The 17,129-nt window shown below is 60.4% G+C and carries 12 protein-coding genes and 1 pseudogene; 7 read left to right on the forward strand and 6 right to left on the reverse strand.

The genetic code is table 11. The annotated features are described in order from the left end of the window. Positions 1 to 30 precede the first annotated feature (30 nt). The 5 genes from IB245_RS28500 to IB245_RS28520 all read right to left on the reverse strand — a co-directional run bounded on the left by IB245_RS28500 (position 31) and on the right by IB245_RS28520 (position 4,129). Entirely contained in the window at positions 31 to 828 is a 798-nt protein-coding gene (locus IB245_RS28500) for an amino acid ABC transporter ATP-binding protein (protein ID WP_008033043.1), read from the reverse strand. Further along, on the reverse strand, positions 825 to 1,487 hold the full coding sequence (locus IB245_RS28505; RefSeq protein ID WP_008033040.1) for an amino acid ABC transporter permease: 663 nt from the start codon (positions 1,485 to 1,487) through the stop codon (positions 825 to 827). Before IB245_RS28505 ends, IB245_RS28500 begins: the two co-directional genes overlap by 4 nt. A 9-nt stretch (positions 1,488 to 1,496) precedes the next feature. Then, the gene (locus tag IB245_RS28510; protein ID WP_008033038.1) at positions 1,497 to 2,159 is read right to left on the reverse strand and encodes an amino acid ABC transporter permease; all 663 of its coding nucleotides are present in this window, start codon (positions 2,157 to 2,159) and stop codon (positions 1,497 to 1,499) included. 52 nt (positions 2,160 to 2,211) lie between these two features. Next, positions 2,212 to 3,060, reverse strand: a complete 849-nt coding sequence (locus IB245_RS28515; protein WP_008033036.1) for a transporter substrate-binding domain-containing protein — start codon at positions 3,058 to 3,060, stop codon at positions 2,212 to 2,214. 277 nt (positions 3,061 to 3,337) lie between these two features. After that, positions 3,338 to 4,129 carry a hypothetical protein gene (locus IB245_RS28520; protein ID WP_192496313.1) on the reverse strand — a complete coding sequence of 264 codons (792 nt, stop codon included), beginning with the start codon at positions 4,127 to 4,129 and terminating at the stop codon, positions 3,338 to 3,340. A 509-nt stretch (positions 4,130 to 4,638) separates the two neighbouring features. Here IB245_RS28520 and IB245_RS29500 point away from each other — a divergent pair. From IB245_RS29500 to IB245_RS28545, 5 genes and pseudogenes are all read left to right on the forward strand, one after another. Continuing rightward, positions 4,639 to 4,758 (forward strand): annotated as a pseudogene (locus IB245_RS29500) (UDP-N-acetylglucosamine 2-epimerase (non-hydrolyzing)); the annotation flags it as partial. A gap of 131 nt (positions 4,759 to 4,889) precedes the next feature. Then, complete coding sequence (gene nrfB / locus IB245_RS28530; RefSeq protein WP_192496314.1) at positions 4,890 to 7,064, forward strand: cyclic di-3',5'-guanylate-activated glycosyltransferase NrfB; 2,175 nt, start codon at positions 4,890 to 4,892, stop codon at positions 7,062 to 7,064. Beyond that, complete coding sequence (locus IB245_RS28535) at positions 7,061 to 10,225, forward strand: NfrA family protein (RefSeq protein WP_192496315.1); 3,165 nt, start codon at positions 7,061 to 7,063, stop codon at positions 10,223 to 10,225. Before nrfB ends, IB245_RS28535 begins: the two co-directional genes overlap by 4 nt. Further along, on the forward strand, positions 10,225 to 11,079 hold the full coding sequence (locus tag IB245_RS28540) for a DUF4434 family protein (protein WP_192496316.1): 855 nt from the start codon (positions 10,225 to 10,227) through the stop codon (positions 11,077 to 11,079). The genes IB245_RS28535 and IB245_RS28540 overlap by 1 nt, the downstream gene beginning before the upstream one ends. A 74-nt stretch (positions 11,080 to 11,153) precedes the next feature. Continuing rightward, a complete protein-coding gene (locus IB245_RS28545; protein WP_192496317.1) occupies positions 11,154 to 12,254 on the forward strand; it encodes a DNA alkylation repair protein in 1,101 nt (366 codons plus the stop codon). Between the two features lie 94 nt (positions 12,255 to 12,348). On the opposite strand, the gene IB245_RS28550 is transcribed toward IB245_RS28545, so the two are convergent. Next, on the reverse strand, positions 12,349 to 13,245 hold the full coding sequence (locus IB245_RS28550; protein WP_008035628.1) for a LysR family transcriptional regulator: 897 nt from the start codon (positions 13,243 to 13,245) through the stop codon (positions 12,349 to 12,351). Between the two features lie 121 nt (positions 13,246 to 13,366). Here IB245_RS28550 and IB245_RS28555 point away from each other — a divergent pair, with 121 nt between their 5' ends. Further along, positions 13,367 to 15,013, forward strand: coding sequence for a GMC family oxidoreductase (locus IB245_RS28555; RefSeq protein WP_192496318.1), 1,647 nt, complete (start codon positions 13,367 to 13,369; stop codon positions 15,011 to 15,013). 304 nt (positions 15,014 to 15,317) lie between these two features. Continuing rightward, complete coding sequence (locus IB245_RS28560; RefSeq protein WP_192496319.1) at positions 15,318 to 16,940, forward strand: MFS transporter; 1,623 nt, start codon at positions 15,318 to 15,320, stop codon at positions 16,938 to 16,940. Positions 16,941 to 17,129: the final 189 nt, after the last annotated feature.

Below are 17,129 nucleotides of genomic sequence, written 5' to 3' on the forward strand. Positions count from 1 at the left end.
GAGTGTTTCTCCTGATTGAAAAGCTAAAAGTTAAAACCGCGTGTTTTTGAGGAACTCAGCCAGACGCGGTGATTGCGGGCGTTCGAACAGCTCCTTGGGAGGCCCCTGCTCTTCGATGCGCCCCTGATTCATGAAAACGATCTTGTCCGAGACCTCGAAAGCGAAGCGCATTTCGTGGGTCACCAACAGCATGGTCATGCCATCCTCGGCCAGGCCCTTGATCACGCTCAGCACTTCGCCCACCAGTTCCGGGTCGAGGGCCGAGGTGACTTCGTCGAACAGCATCAGGCTCGGGTTCATTGCAATCGCCCGGGCAATCGCCACGCGCTGCTGCTGACCACCCGACAACTGCCCCGGATAGTGATCGCGGCGCTCCAGCAAACCGACCCGCTCGAGCCATTTTTCGGCGAGCGCGACAGCCTCGTCCTTGTGCAGTTTTTTGACCTTGAGCAAACCCAAGGTGACGTTCTGCAATGCGGTCAGGTGCGGGAACAGGTTGAACTGCTGGAACGCCATGCCGGTCATGGCCCGATGGCGGGCGATGACTTTTTCCGGGTGGCGTATGCGCTTGCCGTTGACCTCGTCATAGCCGATGGATTCGCCATCGAGCATGATCTGTCCGCCCTGGAATTCTTCGAGCATGTTCACGCAACGCAGCAGCGTGGTCTTGCCCGAACCGCTGGAGCCGATCAGCGTGACCACGTTGCCGCGCTGCATGGTCAGGTCGACGCCCTTGAGCACTTCGAGCTGGCCATATTTTTTGTGCAGCCCGCGAATGTCCAGCAGGGGCTGCTCATTTGGAACGTTCGAAACTTGAGGTTGAGTCATGGCAAGGCCACCCGCTTTTCAATGTGCCGGCCGAGTAATTCGATGGCGTAGTTGATGACGAAAAACAGAAATCCGGCGAACAGGTAAAACTCCAGCGTCATGAACGTCCGGGCGATGATCTGCTGGGTGCTGAGCAGCAACTCGGCCACGCCGATCACCGACAGCAGCGTCGAAGCCTTGACGATCTCGGTGGACGAATTGACCCAGGTCGGCAGGATCTGCCGCAGCGCCTGCGGCAACAGCACGTAACCAAGGGCTTGATAAAACGTCAGGCCAATCGCCTTGCTCGCTTCCATCTGCCCGCTCGGCAACGCTTGCAGCGCGCCGCGCACAATCTCGGCGACGTGGGAACCGCAGAACAGCGTCAACCCCAAGGCTCCGGCCTGGAATGCACTGATCTGCCAGCCCAGTGCGGGCGCCATGTAGAAGCAAGCGAGCACCAACACAAACACCGGTGTGCCGCGAATAATGTCTACGTAAAAACGGAACGGCGCACGCATCCAGAACTTGCCGTAGGTCAGCACCAGACCGGCGACAATGCCGACCATCGTGCCCAGCAAAATCGCCAGTGCCGAGACCTGCACACTGGTCAGGAAGCCTTGCCACAACACTTCGCGGGCAACCCATAACTCATGCAACCAACTGGGTGATTCGTACATGAGGGCCTCCTATCGGCGGATCGCCAGACGCTGCTCGAGGTAACGCAGCATCATGGCAATGAGGTAACAGGCCGCAACATAGAGCGCTGTGGTCACCAGCCAGGTTTCAATCACCCGGTAGCTCTCGACATTGATCTTGCGCGCGTAATAGGTCAGCTCGGGCACGGCAATCGCCGCCGCCAGCGAGGTGTCCTTGAACAGCGAAATGAAGTTGTTCGACAAGGCCGGCAGCACGTTGCGCAACATCACCGGCACAGTGACGTAGGCCTTGACCTGCCACTCGCCCAGGCCGATGGCCAACCCGGCTTCGCGCTGGCCCTTGGGAATGCTCAACAACCCGCCACGGAACACTTCGGTCAGGTACGCCCCGGCATACAGCGACAGGGTGATGATGAACGACGGGATCTTGTCCAGACGAATCCCCAGGCTCGGCAACGCGAAGTAGATCAACAGAATCAACACCAGAATCGGCGTATTACGGATCACCGTCACATACACCGACGCCATTACCCGCAATGCGCGGTGCTTTGAAAGCAAAGCAAACGCCATCATCAGGCCGATCACGCAACCGATGGCGATCGACACCAACGCCAGCTCCAGGCCCAGACCGAGCCCCGCCAGCAAGGTGTCGAAATCGCGCCACACGGCGGCAAAGTTCAACTGATAGTTCATGGTCAGCAGTACCTTGAACGGGGCGCGTCATGGGCGCCCCACTCTCACGGGGTCATTTGAATTCGACGGGAAAACCGATGGCCGGGGTGGGCAGATCCACACCGAACCACTGCTTGAAGGACGCCGCGTAGGTCGGGAATTCAACGCCGGTCATGGCTTCATGCAACGTGGTGTTGACGAAGTTCAGCCAGTCCTGATCGCCGCGTTTAACTGCGCACGCGTACGTTTGCGGGCTCCAGGCGTAGGTCGGGCTGCGATAGCGACCGGGGTTCTGCACCATCAGGTACTTGACCGAAGACTGGTCGGTGGCAGCGGCGTCGGCACGGCCGGAGTTCACGGCCTGGTACATCAAATCCACGCTGTCGTACTGATCGACCTTGGCTTTGGGCAGCGCCTGGTGCACCAGTTCTTCGGCGTAAACGTTCTGCAACACCGCCACGGTCACGCTGTCATTGGCCGCCTTGAGGTCTTCGATTTCCTTGTACTTGCTGTTGGCCGGCAACAGCAGGCCGACACCTTCGCGGTAGTACGGCAGCGTGAACGCCACTTGCTGCGCACGGCTGGCGGTCACGGTAATGAACTGGCAACTCATGTCGACCTTGTCGGTCAGCAGGTTGGGAATCCGCGCATCGGACGACTGCACCACGAACTCGACCTTGCTCGGGTCGTTGAACAACCCTTTGGCGACCATTCGCGCGATATCGATATCGAACCCCTGCAACTTGCCGTCCGCTCCCTGGAAATGCCACGGCGCATTGGTACTGCCCGTGCCCACGATCAGTTTCCCACGGGCCAGCACGCTATCGAGTTTGCTGTCCGCCGCCTGGGCAACGCCCATGGCAGCAGCCGAAGCTGCAAATAGAAAAACACACGCTTTAAACAAGGAAGGTCGGCGATGCATGGCAAGCACTCCAGGATGATGTGTATTCCGCTATACCGGAACTGAGTATGTAACAACGGAATAGACAGCAGAAAGTGTGCCACAGGTTGTGGGGCCATTTCTCGGAAAATTACAAATCGAGTGAAATCAACGGGATGCGCTGCAACAGGAAAAAACGGTAGCGCTCGTGCAAACGACTGGGCGCTACCGTTCGCCACAACGGGCGGGTAAAAGCATCTCAATTGGGCGAAGGCTGACCCGATCGGGTGCGCCCGCCTTGCCTGCGCCTGGCTCACACTTACCTCTCAACCCGGAACAAACCGCTTAACCCCCCTTTGTTATAGAACAAGCCATCGAGCAGTTCGATTGCATACCCGGCCCTGGACTCCTTGCCAATGAGGGGCCGAAGCACGGCCGGATCCACTCGAAAGCTCAGAAAACCATCCGCGGTCGTGCGAATCTGCTGCCACTCCAACAAATATTCGACGCCTGGGCCACAAGGTGGAGGAACGTCGGGACCGCACGGGATACCACCTGTCGTGGAGTAAATCCTGAGCCCGAGGAACATTCCCCGGTGCAGACCGCGAATCGGCGGAATACGGAATATGGCGCCATTCGGAACATCAGCAAGGTTGAGGACGCGGTCCCGCGCCTCGACAATCTCGACATCCGGCAGGTGATCAATGTCCAGTTCGCCAGTGGCCACTACGAAAGAGAACACATGGGAGTGCGATTGCGTGCCATCCGGATGGCTGACGGTATAGCTAACGTCAACCGCGACACCCGAATGCATTAATACGGCGGCGTCGGGAATAGCGACCTGTTGCAGCCCGGAAGAAACAACGGGATGAGGTTCGGCCTCATATTTCCCTTTATCGCTAAGCAACGTGATGTACACGCAATCGCCTGGCGCCAGCGCAGGATCAGAGATATGCGTGGTCACCACGCCGGGGCGGTAGTCGACCAGTAGCGGAAGAAACACTCGCACGACTTCGTACGCGGAAAACCACACCGTCGGTGCCGCGAGTAAAGAGAGGGAGTATCGTGATTGCCTATCGAAAAAACCGCTGTCCACTGCTGTCGAGATCATGCCGGCCACCCTTCCATATCCAGAAATGAATTCATCAAACTGGCTGAAAAACTGTCGGCACGGCCTGGAGCCCAACAATCAACCGAGTGCAATCAAGCACTCCTGCCGATGCTCCTGTCTACTGTCAATTCTGACAGGAGGCGATGTCTGCGCACGGGCATCCTCGTTGGCGCTTTGCGACAAGACCATGCTCAATTACGGTGTGGAGAACGCATCACGTATACTCGATACCCGAAAATTGCCTTCAATCCGAATCAGCCAGGCTGATCGAATAAGTGCGAGGCCCAAACCGGCTGGCTGCGACCTTCTTTGCACTGAATTGAACGTTTAAGAAAAGTGCCATCTAATAGCCATAATCGGCTGAGCATTTGCTGCAATTTATTGACATCAATCAAGCCTCAAACCCAATTGGACAAGCTCCAATCCGGCTGCTTTTATTTACATCTCAGTAAGCGGCAAAGCATTGCTGGCCTTGAGCCAGAGCCTTGCCACATTCCCAGGAGGGGTCAATGTCTTTCAACATCATGATGGTTTTCGGTACGCGTCCGGAGGCCATCAAGATGGCGCCACTCGCCAGAGTGTTGCGTCAATTGTCCGGGGGCAGACTGAGCTTCTGCGCCACCGGCCAACAGGATGACGAGGTCCACTTCGAACGCATGAGCCGCATTCACAGCCCCTATGGCGACGGCCACGCCAGCGAACGCATCGGCACTCGATTGTTCGAGCGTCTGAGCGTGCGTTCGGCGGCGGTCAAAGCACGATGACTTTCGGTTTTGTCGATTTTTTTGCCTACGTCCTGTTCGGTCTCAAATACCTCGCGATCACCCTGGCGTTTTTGATGTTCCTCCTCGGGCTCGATGACCTGTTCATCGACCTCGTGTACTGGGGCCGCAAGTTGGTCCGGCGCTGGCGGATCTACGAAAAATTCAAGCGCGCGGATGAAGAGCGCCTGTACGCCATCGCCGAAAAACCCCTGGCAATCATGGTTCCGGCGTGGAACGAAGTCGGTGTGGTCGGTGAAATGGCGCGCCTGGCGGCGTCGACCATCGATTACGAGAACTATCAGATTTTCGTCGGTACGTACCCCAACGATGCCGAGACGCAGGCCGACGTCGATGCGGTCTGCCAGCACTACCCCAACGTGCACAAAGTGGTCTGCGCCCGCCCCGGCCCCACCAGTAAGGCCGACTGCCTGAACAACATCATCGACGCGATCCTGCGCTTTGAAAGCGAGGCGAAAATCCAGTTTTCCGGGTTCATTCTGCACGATGCCGAAGACGTGATTTCGCCGATGGAATTGCGCCTCTTCAACTACCTGCTGCCGGCCAAGGACCTGATCCAGATTCCGGTCTACCCCTATGCGCCGGAGTGGCGAGGCTTCACCGCCGGGCATTACGTCGACGAGTTCGCCGAGAACCATGGCAAGGATGTAATCGTCCGCGAAGCCATGACCGGCCAGGTGCCCAGCGCCGGGGTCGGCACCTGCTTCAGCCGTAAAGCCATCAGCGCCCTGCTCGAAGACGGTGACGGCATCGCCTTCGACGTGCAGAGCCTGACCGAAGACTACGACATCGGTTTCCGCCTCAAGCAAAAAGGCATGAAGTGCATCTTTGCCCGCTACTCGGTGACCGACCCGAAACTGGCGCTCGAACAGCCCTGGGCGTTCGGCATGGACCGTGTGTTTTCCCAGGTCATCTGCGTTCGCGAGCATTTCCCCCGGGACTTTCAGCATGCCATCCGCCAGAAATCGCGCTGGATCGTCGGCATCGTCTTTCAAGGCACCAAGAACCTCGGTTGGAGCCCCACGGGCGTGCTCAACTATTTCCTCTGGCGCGACCGTCGCGGCATGATCGCTTACCTGCTGAGTTTCCTGGTGAACCTGTTGTGCCTCGTGCTGCTGGCGATGTGGCTGATGACAGTGATTGCACCGACCGCCTGGCGCTATCCGTCGATCCTGTCCAACAGCCCGGTACTCGCTACGCTCTTGTGGCTCAACGGTTTGATGCTGATCAATCGGCTGTTCCAGCGTGGCTGGTTCGTCACCCGTTACTACGGGCTCGTCGAAGGCCTGTTGTCGGCACCGCGCATGATATGGAGCAACTTCATCAACTTCTTCGCCAACGTGCGGGCGCTGCGTCAGGTCATGGAAATGGGTGATTCGCGCCGCGTGGCGTGGGACAAGACCACCCACGAATTCCCGGCCCTGACCAAAGCCCAGCGCACGCCGCTGGGTCATCGCCTGGTGGAAAAAGGCCTGCTCACCGAAGAGCAACTGGAAGCGGCGATCACCAACCCGATACGCCGGCGTCTGGGCCACGAACTGCTGCTGCGTGAACACATCGACAGCACGCAACTGGTAGAAACCCTCGCCGAGCAGCTGGATCTCGAATGGGCGCCACTGAACCCGTTCAAACTCGACAAACGCCTGATCGACGCCGTGCCGCGCAAGATCGCCTCCCACTACGGCGTGCTGCCGGTGGCCGAGGAAGGCAACACCCTGGTGCTGGCCTCCGAAGGGCCGGTGAGCCAGGTCTCCCTCGGCGCCATCAGCCGTCAATTGAAACGCCCGGTGCGCTGCCGTCTTGCGCCTCAGGGCCGGGTCACGCTGGGTATCCGCTACTGGTACGCCAGCCCCCGCCAGAATAAGGAAGTGCACCACATGCTCGAAGTGCTTGAGCGTCATCAGGACGATGAAGCCTTGCTCGAACGCGTCAGCCATCACCAGGTGCTGCTGGGCAATCTGCTGCAAGTGCGCGGCATGGTCCCGCCGAGCCTGTTCAATCAGGCTTTGATCGACTTCGATGCCGAGCACATGTCCTTGGGTGAACACCTCATCTCGCGCGGCATGATCACGCAGGAAGTGCTCGAACAGGCCCTGGCCGACCAGGCCAGTGAACAGCAAGCGGCCTTCCGCATTGTCCGGGAGGTCGAATGAAGCCTGATCGCCATGCCCTGCTCATCGGCAGTCTGTTGCTGAGCCTGGCCACCAGCTCATGGGTACAGGCTGAACCGCTGACCGAGTTCGAACAATTTCGCAGCTTCCCCTACATGGATCGCAGCTACCGCGAAGCGAAAAAGGGCAACTGGGCCGAAGTCGAACGGCTGATGCGCCACCTGCTGGTCAAGGTGCCGAAAAACGATGAAGCCCGCGCCCTGCTGGTGGAAGCCCTGGCCAAGCAACGACGGTACAAGGATGCCGTGCAGGCGCTGCCGGACAACCCGGACAACAACGACGCCCTGCTCAACCTGCGCCTGACCTGGATCGAACAGGATCCTCCGGGCAGCGAGCAAGTAGAACAATGGATCGCCAACAGCAACCTCAGTCAGCGGGTACGCCTGTGGCAGGCCTATAGCTTGAGCCTCGCGAAGTTTGGTGGCGCTGGCAGGGCTCACGACTGGCTGGCACAACTGACACCCAAGGGTGACGACAACATCCTGCAACTGGCCCGCTCCAATTGGTCCGAGCAATTGCGCGACTGGAACGGCACCATCGAGCAACTGGCGCCACTGGCCGCCAGCGATCAACTGGACGCCGAAGGCTGGCAGCGACTGGCCAATGCCTATGTGCAGCGGCTCGACGAACAGCCTTTGCAGCAATTGTTGCAACAAGCCCCGTCACCCGAAGCCGCGCGCAAGGCACGCCTCGCGATGATCGATCGGGCGATCGCCATGGGCCAAGTTCAACTGGCTCAACGCTGGATTCAATCATTGCCCGCCAGCGACCTGGCGGATCCGGCGCAACGCCAGCGCCTGTGGGAACTTGCTCGACAAAGCGGCGATGTACCGACCGTGCAACGCTTGAGTAGCGAATTGCAGCGCCCGTGCCTGGAGACGGCCGAATGGTTGTCCGGTCGAGATCCGCAAGCCGCACGCACGCAGCTGCGTGGCTGCCAGCCGAACGATGACCCGCAAAAATGGTTGATTCTGGCCCAGCGCCTGCAAGACACCGAGCTGCTGCAAGGCACGCGCCTGCCCGAACCCTGGGACAGTCGCCGCCAGGCACGGCTGCTGGACATCTGGCAGGACCAGGGCGAGAGCGACAAGGTCATGGCCTGGCTCGCCGGCCAGCCACAGACGGCTGACGTGGTCAAACGCCGGGCCGAACTGGTGCAAGCCCTGGGTCGCAATACAGAAGCCGCGACGCTCTGGGAGCGACACTACCAGCAGACCGGCAACCTCGGCTCGCTCAATCAGGCAACGTATCTGGCGCTGAACGCCGGCCAGCGCGAACACGCGCAACAGTGGCTCGAAAACGCCTATGACCGTCATGGCGGCAAGTTGCCCGTTGCCCTGCTGCAACGGCTGGCGGGGCTCTATGCCTCGTCGACGCCGACCCCGGCGCAGCAGAAACGCATGGTGTCGCTGCTCAATCGCGTCGATCCCGCCACACGCGGCCAACTGCTGGCGCAACTGGCCGAGAAAGGTCAGTGCGGCGCGGTTCAACAAGCCATTGGCGACCACCCGCAGGTCGCAGGCGACTATCGAGCCCTGGGCCGTTGCGCCATGCCGGATCGGCCGGGTGAAGCCGTCGTCTACTACCAGACCGCAGAAAAACTCGGCGACCGTGGCAGTCGTCTGCCACTGGCGTATGCGCTGGAAGCGTCCGGTGATTCGGCGGGTGCCCTGGCCATCTGGCGCAGCCTGCCGGAGGCTGAGTTGAGCGATAACGCTAAGCTGACGGCCAGCCGCAGCGCCCTCACCGCAGGCGACACGCAGCTCGCAGAACGTTACTGGCAACACAGTCGCGCCCGGGGGGCCAATGAATGGGCGCTGGGCGCAGCGATTGCCGACGCGCGCAGCGATCATCTCGAAGCATTGCAACGTCAGCGTTCAGCCTTGCAGCAGGCGCCGGATGCCGGGAATTTCTACGCAGCGTCGGTCACCGCGCAAAAGGCCGGCGAACTGGAACAAAGCACCGCGTGGCTCGCCGAAGCCGTGCGTCGCGAACCGGACAACCCGCGCTATCGCGCCGATTACGGCATGCGTCTGGCGGGGGCCGACACCCGGGAACAGCGCGCCCACGCCATCCCTTATCTGCAAAGCGCCACCCGTGATTTTCCGGAAGACTATCGCCTCGGCGAAACCCTGGCGCTGCGTTATGACGAGGTGAAGGACAGCGCGGCGGCGCGCAAGGAATTGCGCCGGGTCATTGATCTGGAACAGCACCCGGTAGCCGCTGACGATGAGGACGGCAGCATGGAAGCCAGGCGTTATCGCCAGCGCCGCGCTCACGAAACCCTGTCCCGTCGCGACAGCCGCACGCTGGCCAGCACATGGTCACCGGCCGGCGTCTCGACCAACGACAGCTTCCGCCCCAACGGCACCTTGCGCGACAGCTCACGACGCGCCACCTCACAGAACGTACAAGTGGCGATCTGGGACCATGCGCTCGGCGAAGAGCCGAGTCGCGCCGGCAGCACGTTGTCGGTTTATGGCCGCGTACTGCTTGGCGGTCAGGGTCGATCGAGTTATGGCGAATCCCTCGGCACCGGCGTGGGTCTGCGCTACAAGCCCTGGGGCACGGCGAACATCAACTTCTACGGCGAGCTCTACAAACAGAGTTCGTTCGATGACAACGACAATCAGCGCCTGAGCCTGGGTCAATTGCTGATTCCTGAAAAACTTGCCGACCAGTTCAACGATCACCGCCAGGACGGTCATACCAGCACTGATTACCTGTTGCGCGCCACGGCCTCGTTTCTTGATCAGGGACGGTTCCGCAACGACTGGCGCATTGATGAAAACGATTGGGAGGAACGTTTCCTCTACCTCGACGCCGCGTGGTGGACCAAGGCCGGTGATCACCAATGGCTGTCGCGCTTCCAGCAAGGTCACACCTGGAAACTGCCGTTCAACGGCGCGCAAACCGTCATGCCGTACGGCTTTCTCGAGTTCGCCAGCCAGGACCCGAACAATGACTGGCGCCAGGACCTGCGCACCGGTATCGGCCTGCGCTGGCAATGGTGGTTCGACGACGACATCTACAACGCTTACCGCGCGCACCTGACGGTTCGTACCGAGTATCAGCAATCCCTGAGCGGCAACCTGTATGAAGGCGGCAACGGTGTGTTGCTGGGTGTGGAGTTGAATTTCTGATGACGCGTTTTCTCCTGGTTCTTTGCCTGTTAATGAGCAGCACAATGGCCCGCGCCGATGAGCGGATTTTTTACCAACCCCTGAACGTCGACGCCAGTCTGAGCCAGGCGCAATGGCAACGGATCTGGCAGGACACCGCCCAACACGGCGTGCAGACCGTCATCGTGCAATGGACGGCGTACGGTGATTCAAACTTCGGTGGCGTCGATGGCTGGCTCGCCAACAGTTTGAAACTGGCCCACGAGCAAGGCCTGAAACTGGTACTGGGCCTGAACATGGACCCGGCCTATTACCAGCGTATCGATGAGCTGGACAGCGCCGGGCTCGCGGCTTATTGGCAGGTGCAACTCGGGCAATCGCTCGCCCAGCAACAGCGGCTGCGCCAGGACTGGAAGTTGCCGGTCAGCGGTTGGTACCTGCCGATGGAGCTCGATGACTTTCACTTCCTGGCGGTCGAGCGACGGCAAACCCTACAGCGCCAACTCAAGGATTTCGCCGGCAAACTGGACGCACCGCTGCACGTCAGCGCCTTCACGGCCGGCAAACTTGCGCCACAGGTCAATGGGCAGTGGCTCGATGGGCTGACGAGCGTGGGCGTTCAAGTGTGGTGGCAGGACGGCGCGGGCACCGGGCGTTTACAACCACTGGTGCGCAACGGCTACGCCAGCGCGCTGCCCTGCCCGGTCGGCATCGTGCGCGAAGCGTTCCGGCAGGTCAGCGCCGAAGGCCAACCGTTCCGCGCAGAGCCGGCCGCCCCGGACGCCTCCTCGGCTGGTTGCCATCCGACGGCGGTGTTTTCCCTGCGTTATCGACCGTGGGGCAAGGTGATTCTCGACAACCAGCGCAAGCAATAGGTCGGCGATGTACAAAACCATTGAAGATGAAGTCCTGAAAAAAGCCGCGCATAACGATTTAGAAGGAATCGACAATGGCCGTTGACCAACCCGCCCCCGCCCTGAAGGAAATCTTCAACGCCGAGCGCCTCAAGCACATCGCCACCGAGATGACCGCGGTCTACCCCGACTTCAACGCCAAAGCCTTCCTCAAACTGGCCAACGACGGACTGGCCGAGCTGTCGATCATGCAGCGCATGGCCCGTGTCAGCGAATCACTGCACGCCGTACTGCCGCTGGGTTTTGATGAGTCGCTGGAGGTATTGCGCGCCCTCGCCCCGCGCCTGAACAGCGGCTTCGTCAGCATCTCGCTGCCGCATTACGTCGCGACTTACGGCGCCCATGCTTTCGAACCGTCCATGGCTGCGCTCAAATACTTCACCACATTCGGCTCTGCTGAATTCGCGATCCGCTATTTCCTGCGCAGTGACCTCAAGCGCGCGTTGGCCGTGATGCACGATTGGTCGCTGGATGAAAACGAACATGTCCGGCGCCTGGCCAGCGAAGGCTGTCGCCCGCGCCTGCCGTGGTCATTTCGCCTGGAGCAGATCCAGGCCGACCCGAGCCTCGCCGCCGCGATCCTCGACAACCTCAAGGCGGACGCCAGCCTTTATGTGCGCAAGTCGGTGGCCAACCACCTCAACGACATCACCAAGGACCATCCCGAGTGGGTGCTGGACCTGATCGAAGGCTGGTCGCTGGAGAACAGGCACACCGCATGGATCGCCAGACATGCACTACGCAGCCTGATCAAACAGGGCAACCAGCGGGCGCTGGCGATCATCGGCGCGGGCGGCAAGCCCGAGGTTGAAATCATTGATGTGAACGTTGAACCGGCCGTGATTGGCCTGGGGGAAAAAGTCACCTTGTCCTTCAGCGTTAAATCCACGGTTGAGGACAGTCAGCGCCTGGTGATCGACTACGCCATCGATTACGTCAAAGCCAATGGCAGCACCTCGGCGAAGGTGTTCAAGCTCAAGGCATTGACGCTGCCCGGCCATGCGACCGCCCTCCTCAGCCGTGGTCAGCACATCAAGGAACTCACCACGCGCAAGCACTACGCCGGCCGACACGCGGTGCACGTCCTGGTGAACGGCGAACGCCTCGCCAGCACGGCCTTCGAAATCCTCCCCTGAACACGCGGTCCCCTGTAGGAGCGAGGCTTGCCCGCGAAGAGGCCCTTGAATCTGGTATCAATTTCAAAACCGCCTTCGCGGGCAAGCCTCGCTCCTACAAAGGGTCAGGGTTTAGCAGCAGGTTTTGTTCTCGCTCACACAACTCCACCACGTAATCCCACAACACCCGCAACCGCACGGACTTGTGCAGCTCGCGACGGGTACTGATCCAGTAGCTGCGCTGGATGCTTTCATCCGGCAACAACGGCACCAGCTGCGGATCGGCGCTGGCCATGTAGCACGGCAGCACCGCAATCCCCAACCCCGAGCGCGCCGCCTGTTGTTGGGCGATCACGCTGGTGCTGTGGAACACCACCTGCGGATTGCGGCAGAAGCTGTTGAGGAACATCAATTCCTGACTGAACAGCAAGTCGTCGACATAGCCGATCCACGCGTGGCGCCCGAGGTCTTCGCGGCTGCGCAACGGTGGCGCCCTGTCGAGGTAAGCCTGGCTGGCATACAGCGCCAGGCGATAGTCGGTGAGTTTGCGCGTGACCAGCATGTCGGCTGCGGGGCGTTCGAGGTGGATGCTGATCTCCGCTTCGCGGTTGAGGATGCTGACAAATCGCGGCACCGCCACCAGTTCCACTTCCAGCCCCGGATAGCGCTCGAACAAACCGTTCATGCGACTGGCGAGGAACATGATGCCCAGGCCCTCGGTCACCCCCACGCGAATCTTGCCCAGCGGCGCAGTCGATTGGGTGATCTCTTCCTGGGCCAGCAAGGCGACGTTCTCCATCGCTTCAGCGTGCTTGAGCAGCGCTTCACCCGCCGGCGTCAATTCATAGCCCTGGGCGTGCTGGACGAACAGCGCCGTGCCGAGGCTTTTTTCGATGGCCTCGATGTGCCGGGCCACGGTGGCGTGGGTGGTGTTCAAACGGCGGGCAGCGGTGAGCAAACGCCCGCTGCGCTGCAATTCGAGAAAAAACCGCAGGTCATTCCAATCGAACATGAACCGTCCTTAGGGATACGCTGTTTAAAAACGCACAGCGGCTGCGCAAAAACTAACATTCTTTTGACGAAAGCTAACAACTAGGATGATCGACAACAAGAACAACAATACGAGGTCAGGGATGCAGACTTCCCTTGATGAATACGATTACATCGTGGTCGGGGCCGGGCCGGCGGGATGTTTGCTGGCCAATCGATTGTCGGCCAACCCGCAACACCGGGTGTTGCTGCTCGAAGCCGGCGGCCGCGATAACTACGCATGGATTCACATCCCCGTGGGTTACCTGTTCTGCATCGGCAACCCGCGCACCGACTGGTGCTTCAAGACCGAAGCGCAAGCAGGCCTGCAAGGTCGCGCCCTGAGTTACCCGCGCGGCAAGGTGCTCGGCGGCTGTTCCTCAATCAACGGCATGATCTACATGCGCGGCCAGGCCGGCGACTACGACGGTTGGGCAGCCGATGGCAATCCCGGCTGGCGTTGGGACGATGTGCTGCCGCTGTTCAAGAAAAGCGAAAATCATTTTGCTGGCGACTCGCAATTTCACGGCGCCGCCGGGGAATGGCGGATCGAGCGCCAGCGACTGTCCTGGCCGATTCTCGATGCGTTCCGCAGCGCGGCCGAACAAAGCGGCATCGCCAGCATCGATGACTTCAATCAGGGCGACAACGAAGGCTGCGGCTACTTTCAGGTCAACCAGAAGGCCGGGATTCGCTGGAACGCGGCCAAGGCATTTCTCAAACCGGTCCGCCATCGCCCTAATCTCACCGTGCTGACTGACGTTGAAGTCGACCGTGTGCTCCTGGAAAACGGCCGTGCAGCGGCGGTCAGCGCACGCTGGCAGGGTCAGGCGAAAACCTTCAAGGCGCGCAAGGAAATCGTCCTTTGCGCGGGTGCCGTCGGTTCGCCGAGCATCCTGCAACGCTCCGGCATCGGCCCTCGCCCGCTCCTGGAAAAACTGGGTATCGGTGTGGCCCATGAGCTGCCCGGTGTGGGTGGCAACCTGCAGGATCACCTGCAACTGCGGCTGATCTACAAACTGCAAAACGCGCGCACCCTGAACCAGATCGCCGGCAGTGTGTGGGGCAAGATCGGCATGGGGCTGCGTTATCTGTATGACCGCAGTGGCCCGCTGTCCATGGCGCCGAGTCAGCTCGGTGCGTTTGCCCGCTCGGGGCCGGAGCAGACTTCGGCGAACCTCGAATACCACGTGCAGCCGCTTTCGCTGGAGCGCTTCGGCGAGCCGCTGCATGCCTTCCCGGCCTTCACGGCGTCGGTCTGCGATCTGCGTCCGCAAAGCCGTGGGCGAATCGACATTCGCTCGGTCAACCCGCAGGACGCGCCGCTGATTCAACCCAATTACCTGAGCCATCCGGAAGATTTGCGCGTCGCTGCCGATGCGATCCGCCTGACCCGACGCATCGTTTCCGCGCCTGCCCTGCAAGCGTTCAAACCGGTGGAATACCTGCCCGGCGACAGTTTGCAGAGCGAAGAACAACTGCACGAAGCCGCCGCGCGAATCGGTACGACGATTTTCCATCCGGTCGGCACCTGCCGCATGGGCAATGACGGGGACGCGGTGGTCGATGCCGAATTGAAAGTCCACGGCATCCCCGGCCTGCGTATCGCCGACGCCTCGATCATGCCGCGCATCACCTCGGGCAACACCTGTTCGCCGACGCTGATGATTGCCGAAAAGGCCGCACAACTCATCCTCAACCCCGCCACAAGGAGCCTGACCTCACCGATGGAACTGGTGACCAATGCCTGACCTCCAAACACGAACATTGTAGGAGCCAGCTTGCTGGCGAAGGCTGTGTGTCAGGCGCCATCAGTATTGACTGACACATCGCTTTCGTCGGAACGCCGCCCGCAGCAAGCCGGCTCCTACAGGGTTGTAGGTAGGGCATAAGAAATATGAACGACAAAGATCAACTGTAGGAGCCGGCTTGCTGGCGATAGCGGCGGATCAATCAACATCGATGTCACCCGATGCACGGACAGTAGCGGCACCCGCCCACAAAGCATGTGCCGACAGTGGAACAACAAAAACAATCACTGTGAGGGATACCGATATGTCAGAACACGTTCAATCTCTGGAAATCACGGGCAGCGCCGATGCCAGCCGTGACACCCGCAAAGTCATCTTCGCTTCGTCACTGGGAACGGTGTTCGAGTGGTATGACTTCTTCCTCTACGGCGCCCTAGCGGCGGTGATCAGCAAACAGTTTTTCGCCGGGGTCAATGACACCACCGCATTCATCTTTGCACTGATGGCGTTCGCCGCCGGCTTTATCGTGCGGCCCTTCGGTGCGCTGGTGTTCGGGCGGCTGGGGGACATGATCGGGCGCAAATACACCTTCCTCGCCACCATCGTCCTTATGGGCGTCGCGACGTTTTGCGTCGGGTTGCTGCCGACTTACGCGAGCATCGGCATCGCCGCGCCGATCATCCTCGTGGTGCTGCGCATGCTTCAGGGCCTGGCCCTGGGCGGTGAGTACGGTGGCGCTGCGACCTATGTCGCCGAACACGCGCCCATCGGCAAACGCGGTTTCCACACCAGCTGGATTCAGTCCACCGCGACCCTCGGCCTGCTGCTGTCGTTGCTCGTGGTGCTGGGTTGCCGCTACTTCACCGGTGACCAGTTTGAAGTCTGGGGCTGGCGGATTCCGTTTCTGTTTTCCATCGTGCTGCTGGGCATCTCGACCTGGATTCGCCTGAGCCTGCACGAATCGCCTGCGTTCGTGAAAATGAAAGAGGAAGGCAAGCTCTGCAAATCGCCACTGCGCGATTCCTTCGGCAAATGGGAAAACCTCAAGGTCGTGCTGATCGCGCTGTTCAGCATCAACGCCGGGCAAGCGGTGACGTTTTATGCGGCGCAGTTTTACGTGCTGTTCTTCCTCACCCAGTTCCTGAAAATGGACCCGGCCCTGGCCAACAGCCTGCTGATCGTCAGCGTGATCATCGGCGCGCCGTTCTTCATTTTTTTCGGTTGGCTGTCGGACAAGGTCGGGCGCAAACCGGTGCTGATGATCGGCCTGTTGCTGGCCACCGCGCTGTACTTCCCGATCTTCAAGACCCTGGCTCATTACGCCAACCCGGCGATCGACCAGGCCAGCCGTCAGGCACCGATTACCGTACTGGCCGACCCGGCGACCTGCACCTTCCAGTTTGATCCGGTGGGCAAGGCGAAATTTGACAGTCCGTGCGACAAGGTCAAAACCTTCCTGGTGAAACAGGGCCTGCCCTACAGCAGCGAAGCGGCCCCGGCCGGCAGCGGTGTGCAGGTCAGCGTCGGTGACGTGAGGCTTGAAGGCTTTGACGAAGCGGCCCTGCGGGGTGCGGTGACCCTGGCCGGGTATCCGTCAAAAGCCGACGTCCAGTTGATCAACAAACCGATGATCGTGGCGCTGATCGTCGCGCTGATCATCATCTCGGCCATGTGCTACGGGCCGCTGGCGGCGTTGATGGTCGAGCTGTTTCCGACGCGCATTCGCTATACCTCGATGTCCCTGCCGTATCACATTGGCAACGGGTGGTTTGGTGGATTCCTGCCGACGGTGTCGTTTGCGTTGGTGGTGTACACCGGGGACATTTTCTATGGGCTTTGGTACCCGGTGGTGATTACTGCGGTGAGCCTGGTGGTGGGGATGATCTGTTTGCGTGAGACCAAGAACGTGGATCTGGATACTAACTGAGGGTTGGTTGGTGTTTGGGCGGTGGTTGGGGGCATGTCCGTTATTTCGGTGATGGCGGCTATTGGTTTCGCCCTTACGGCGAGTCACTTTGGAAAAGCCCCAAAGTAACCAAAGGGCTCTTGCCCCTTTCGTTCGGTGCCTCGCTGTGGCTCGGCATGCCCTCGCTCCGGTCCTGCTCCGTGGGCCCGC

Source organism: Pseudomonas sp. PDM02, from assembly GCF_014852285.1.
In the GTDB taxonomy this organism is placed as follows: Bacteria; Pseudomonadota; Gammaproteobacteria; order Pseudomonadales; family Pseudomonadaceae; genus Aquipseudomonas; species Aquipseudomonas migulae.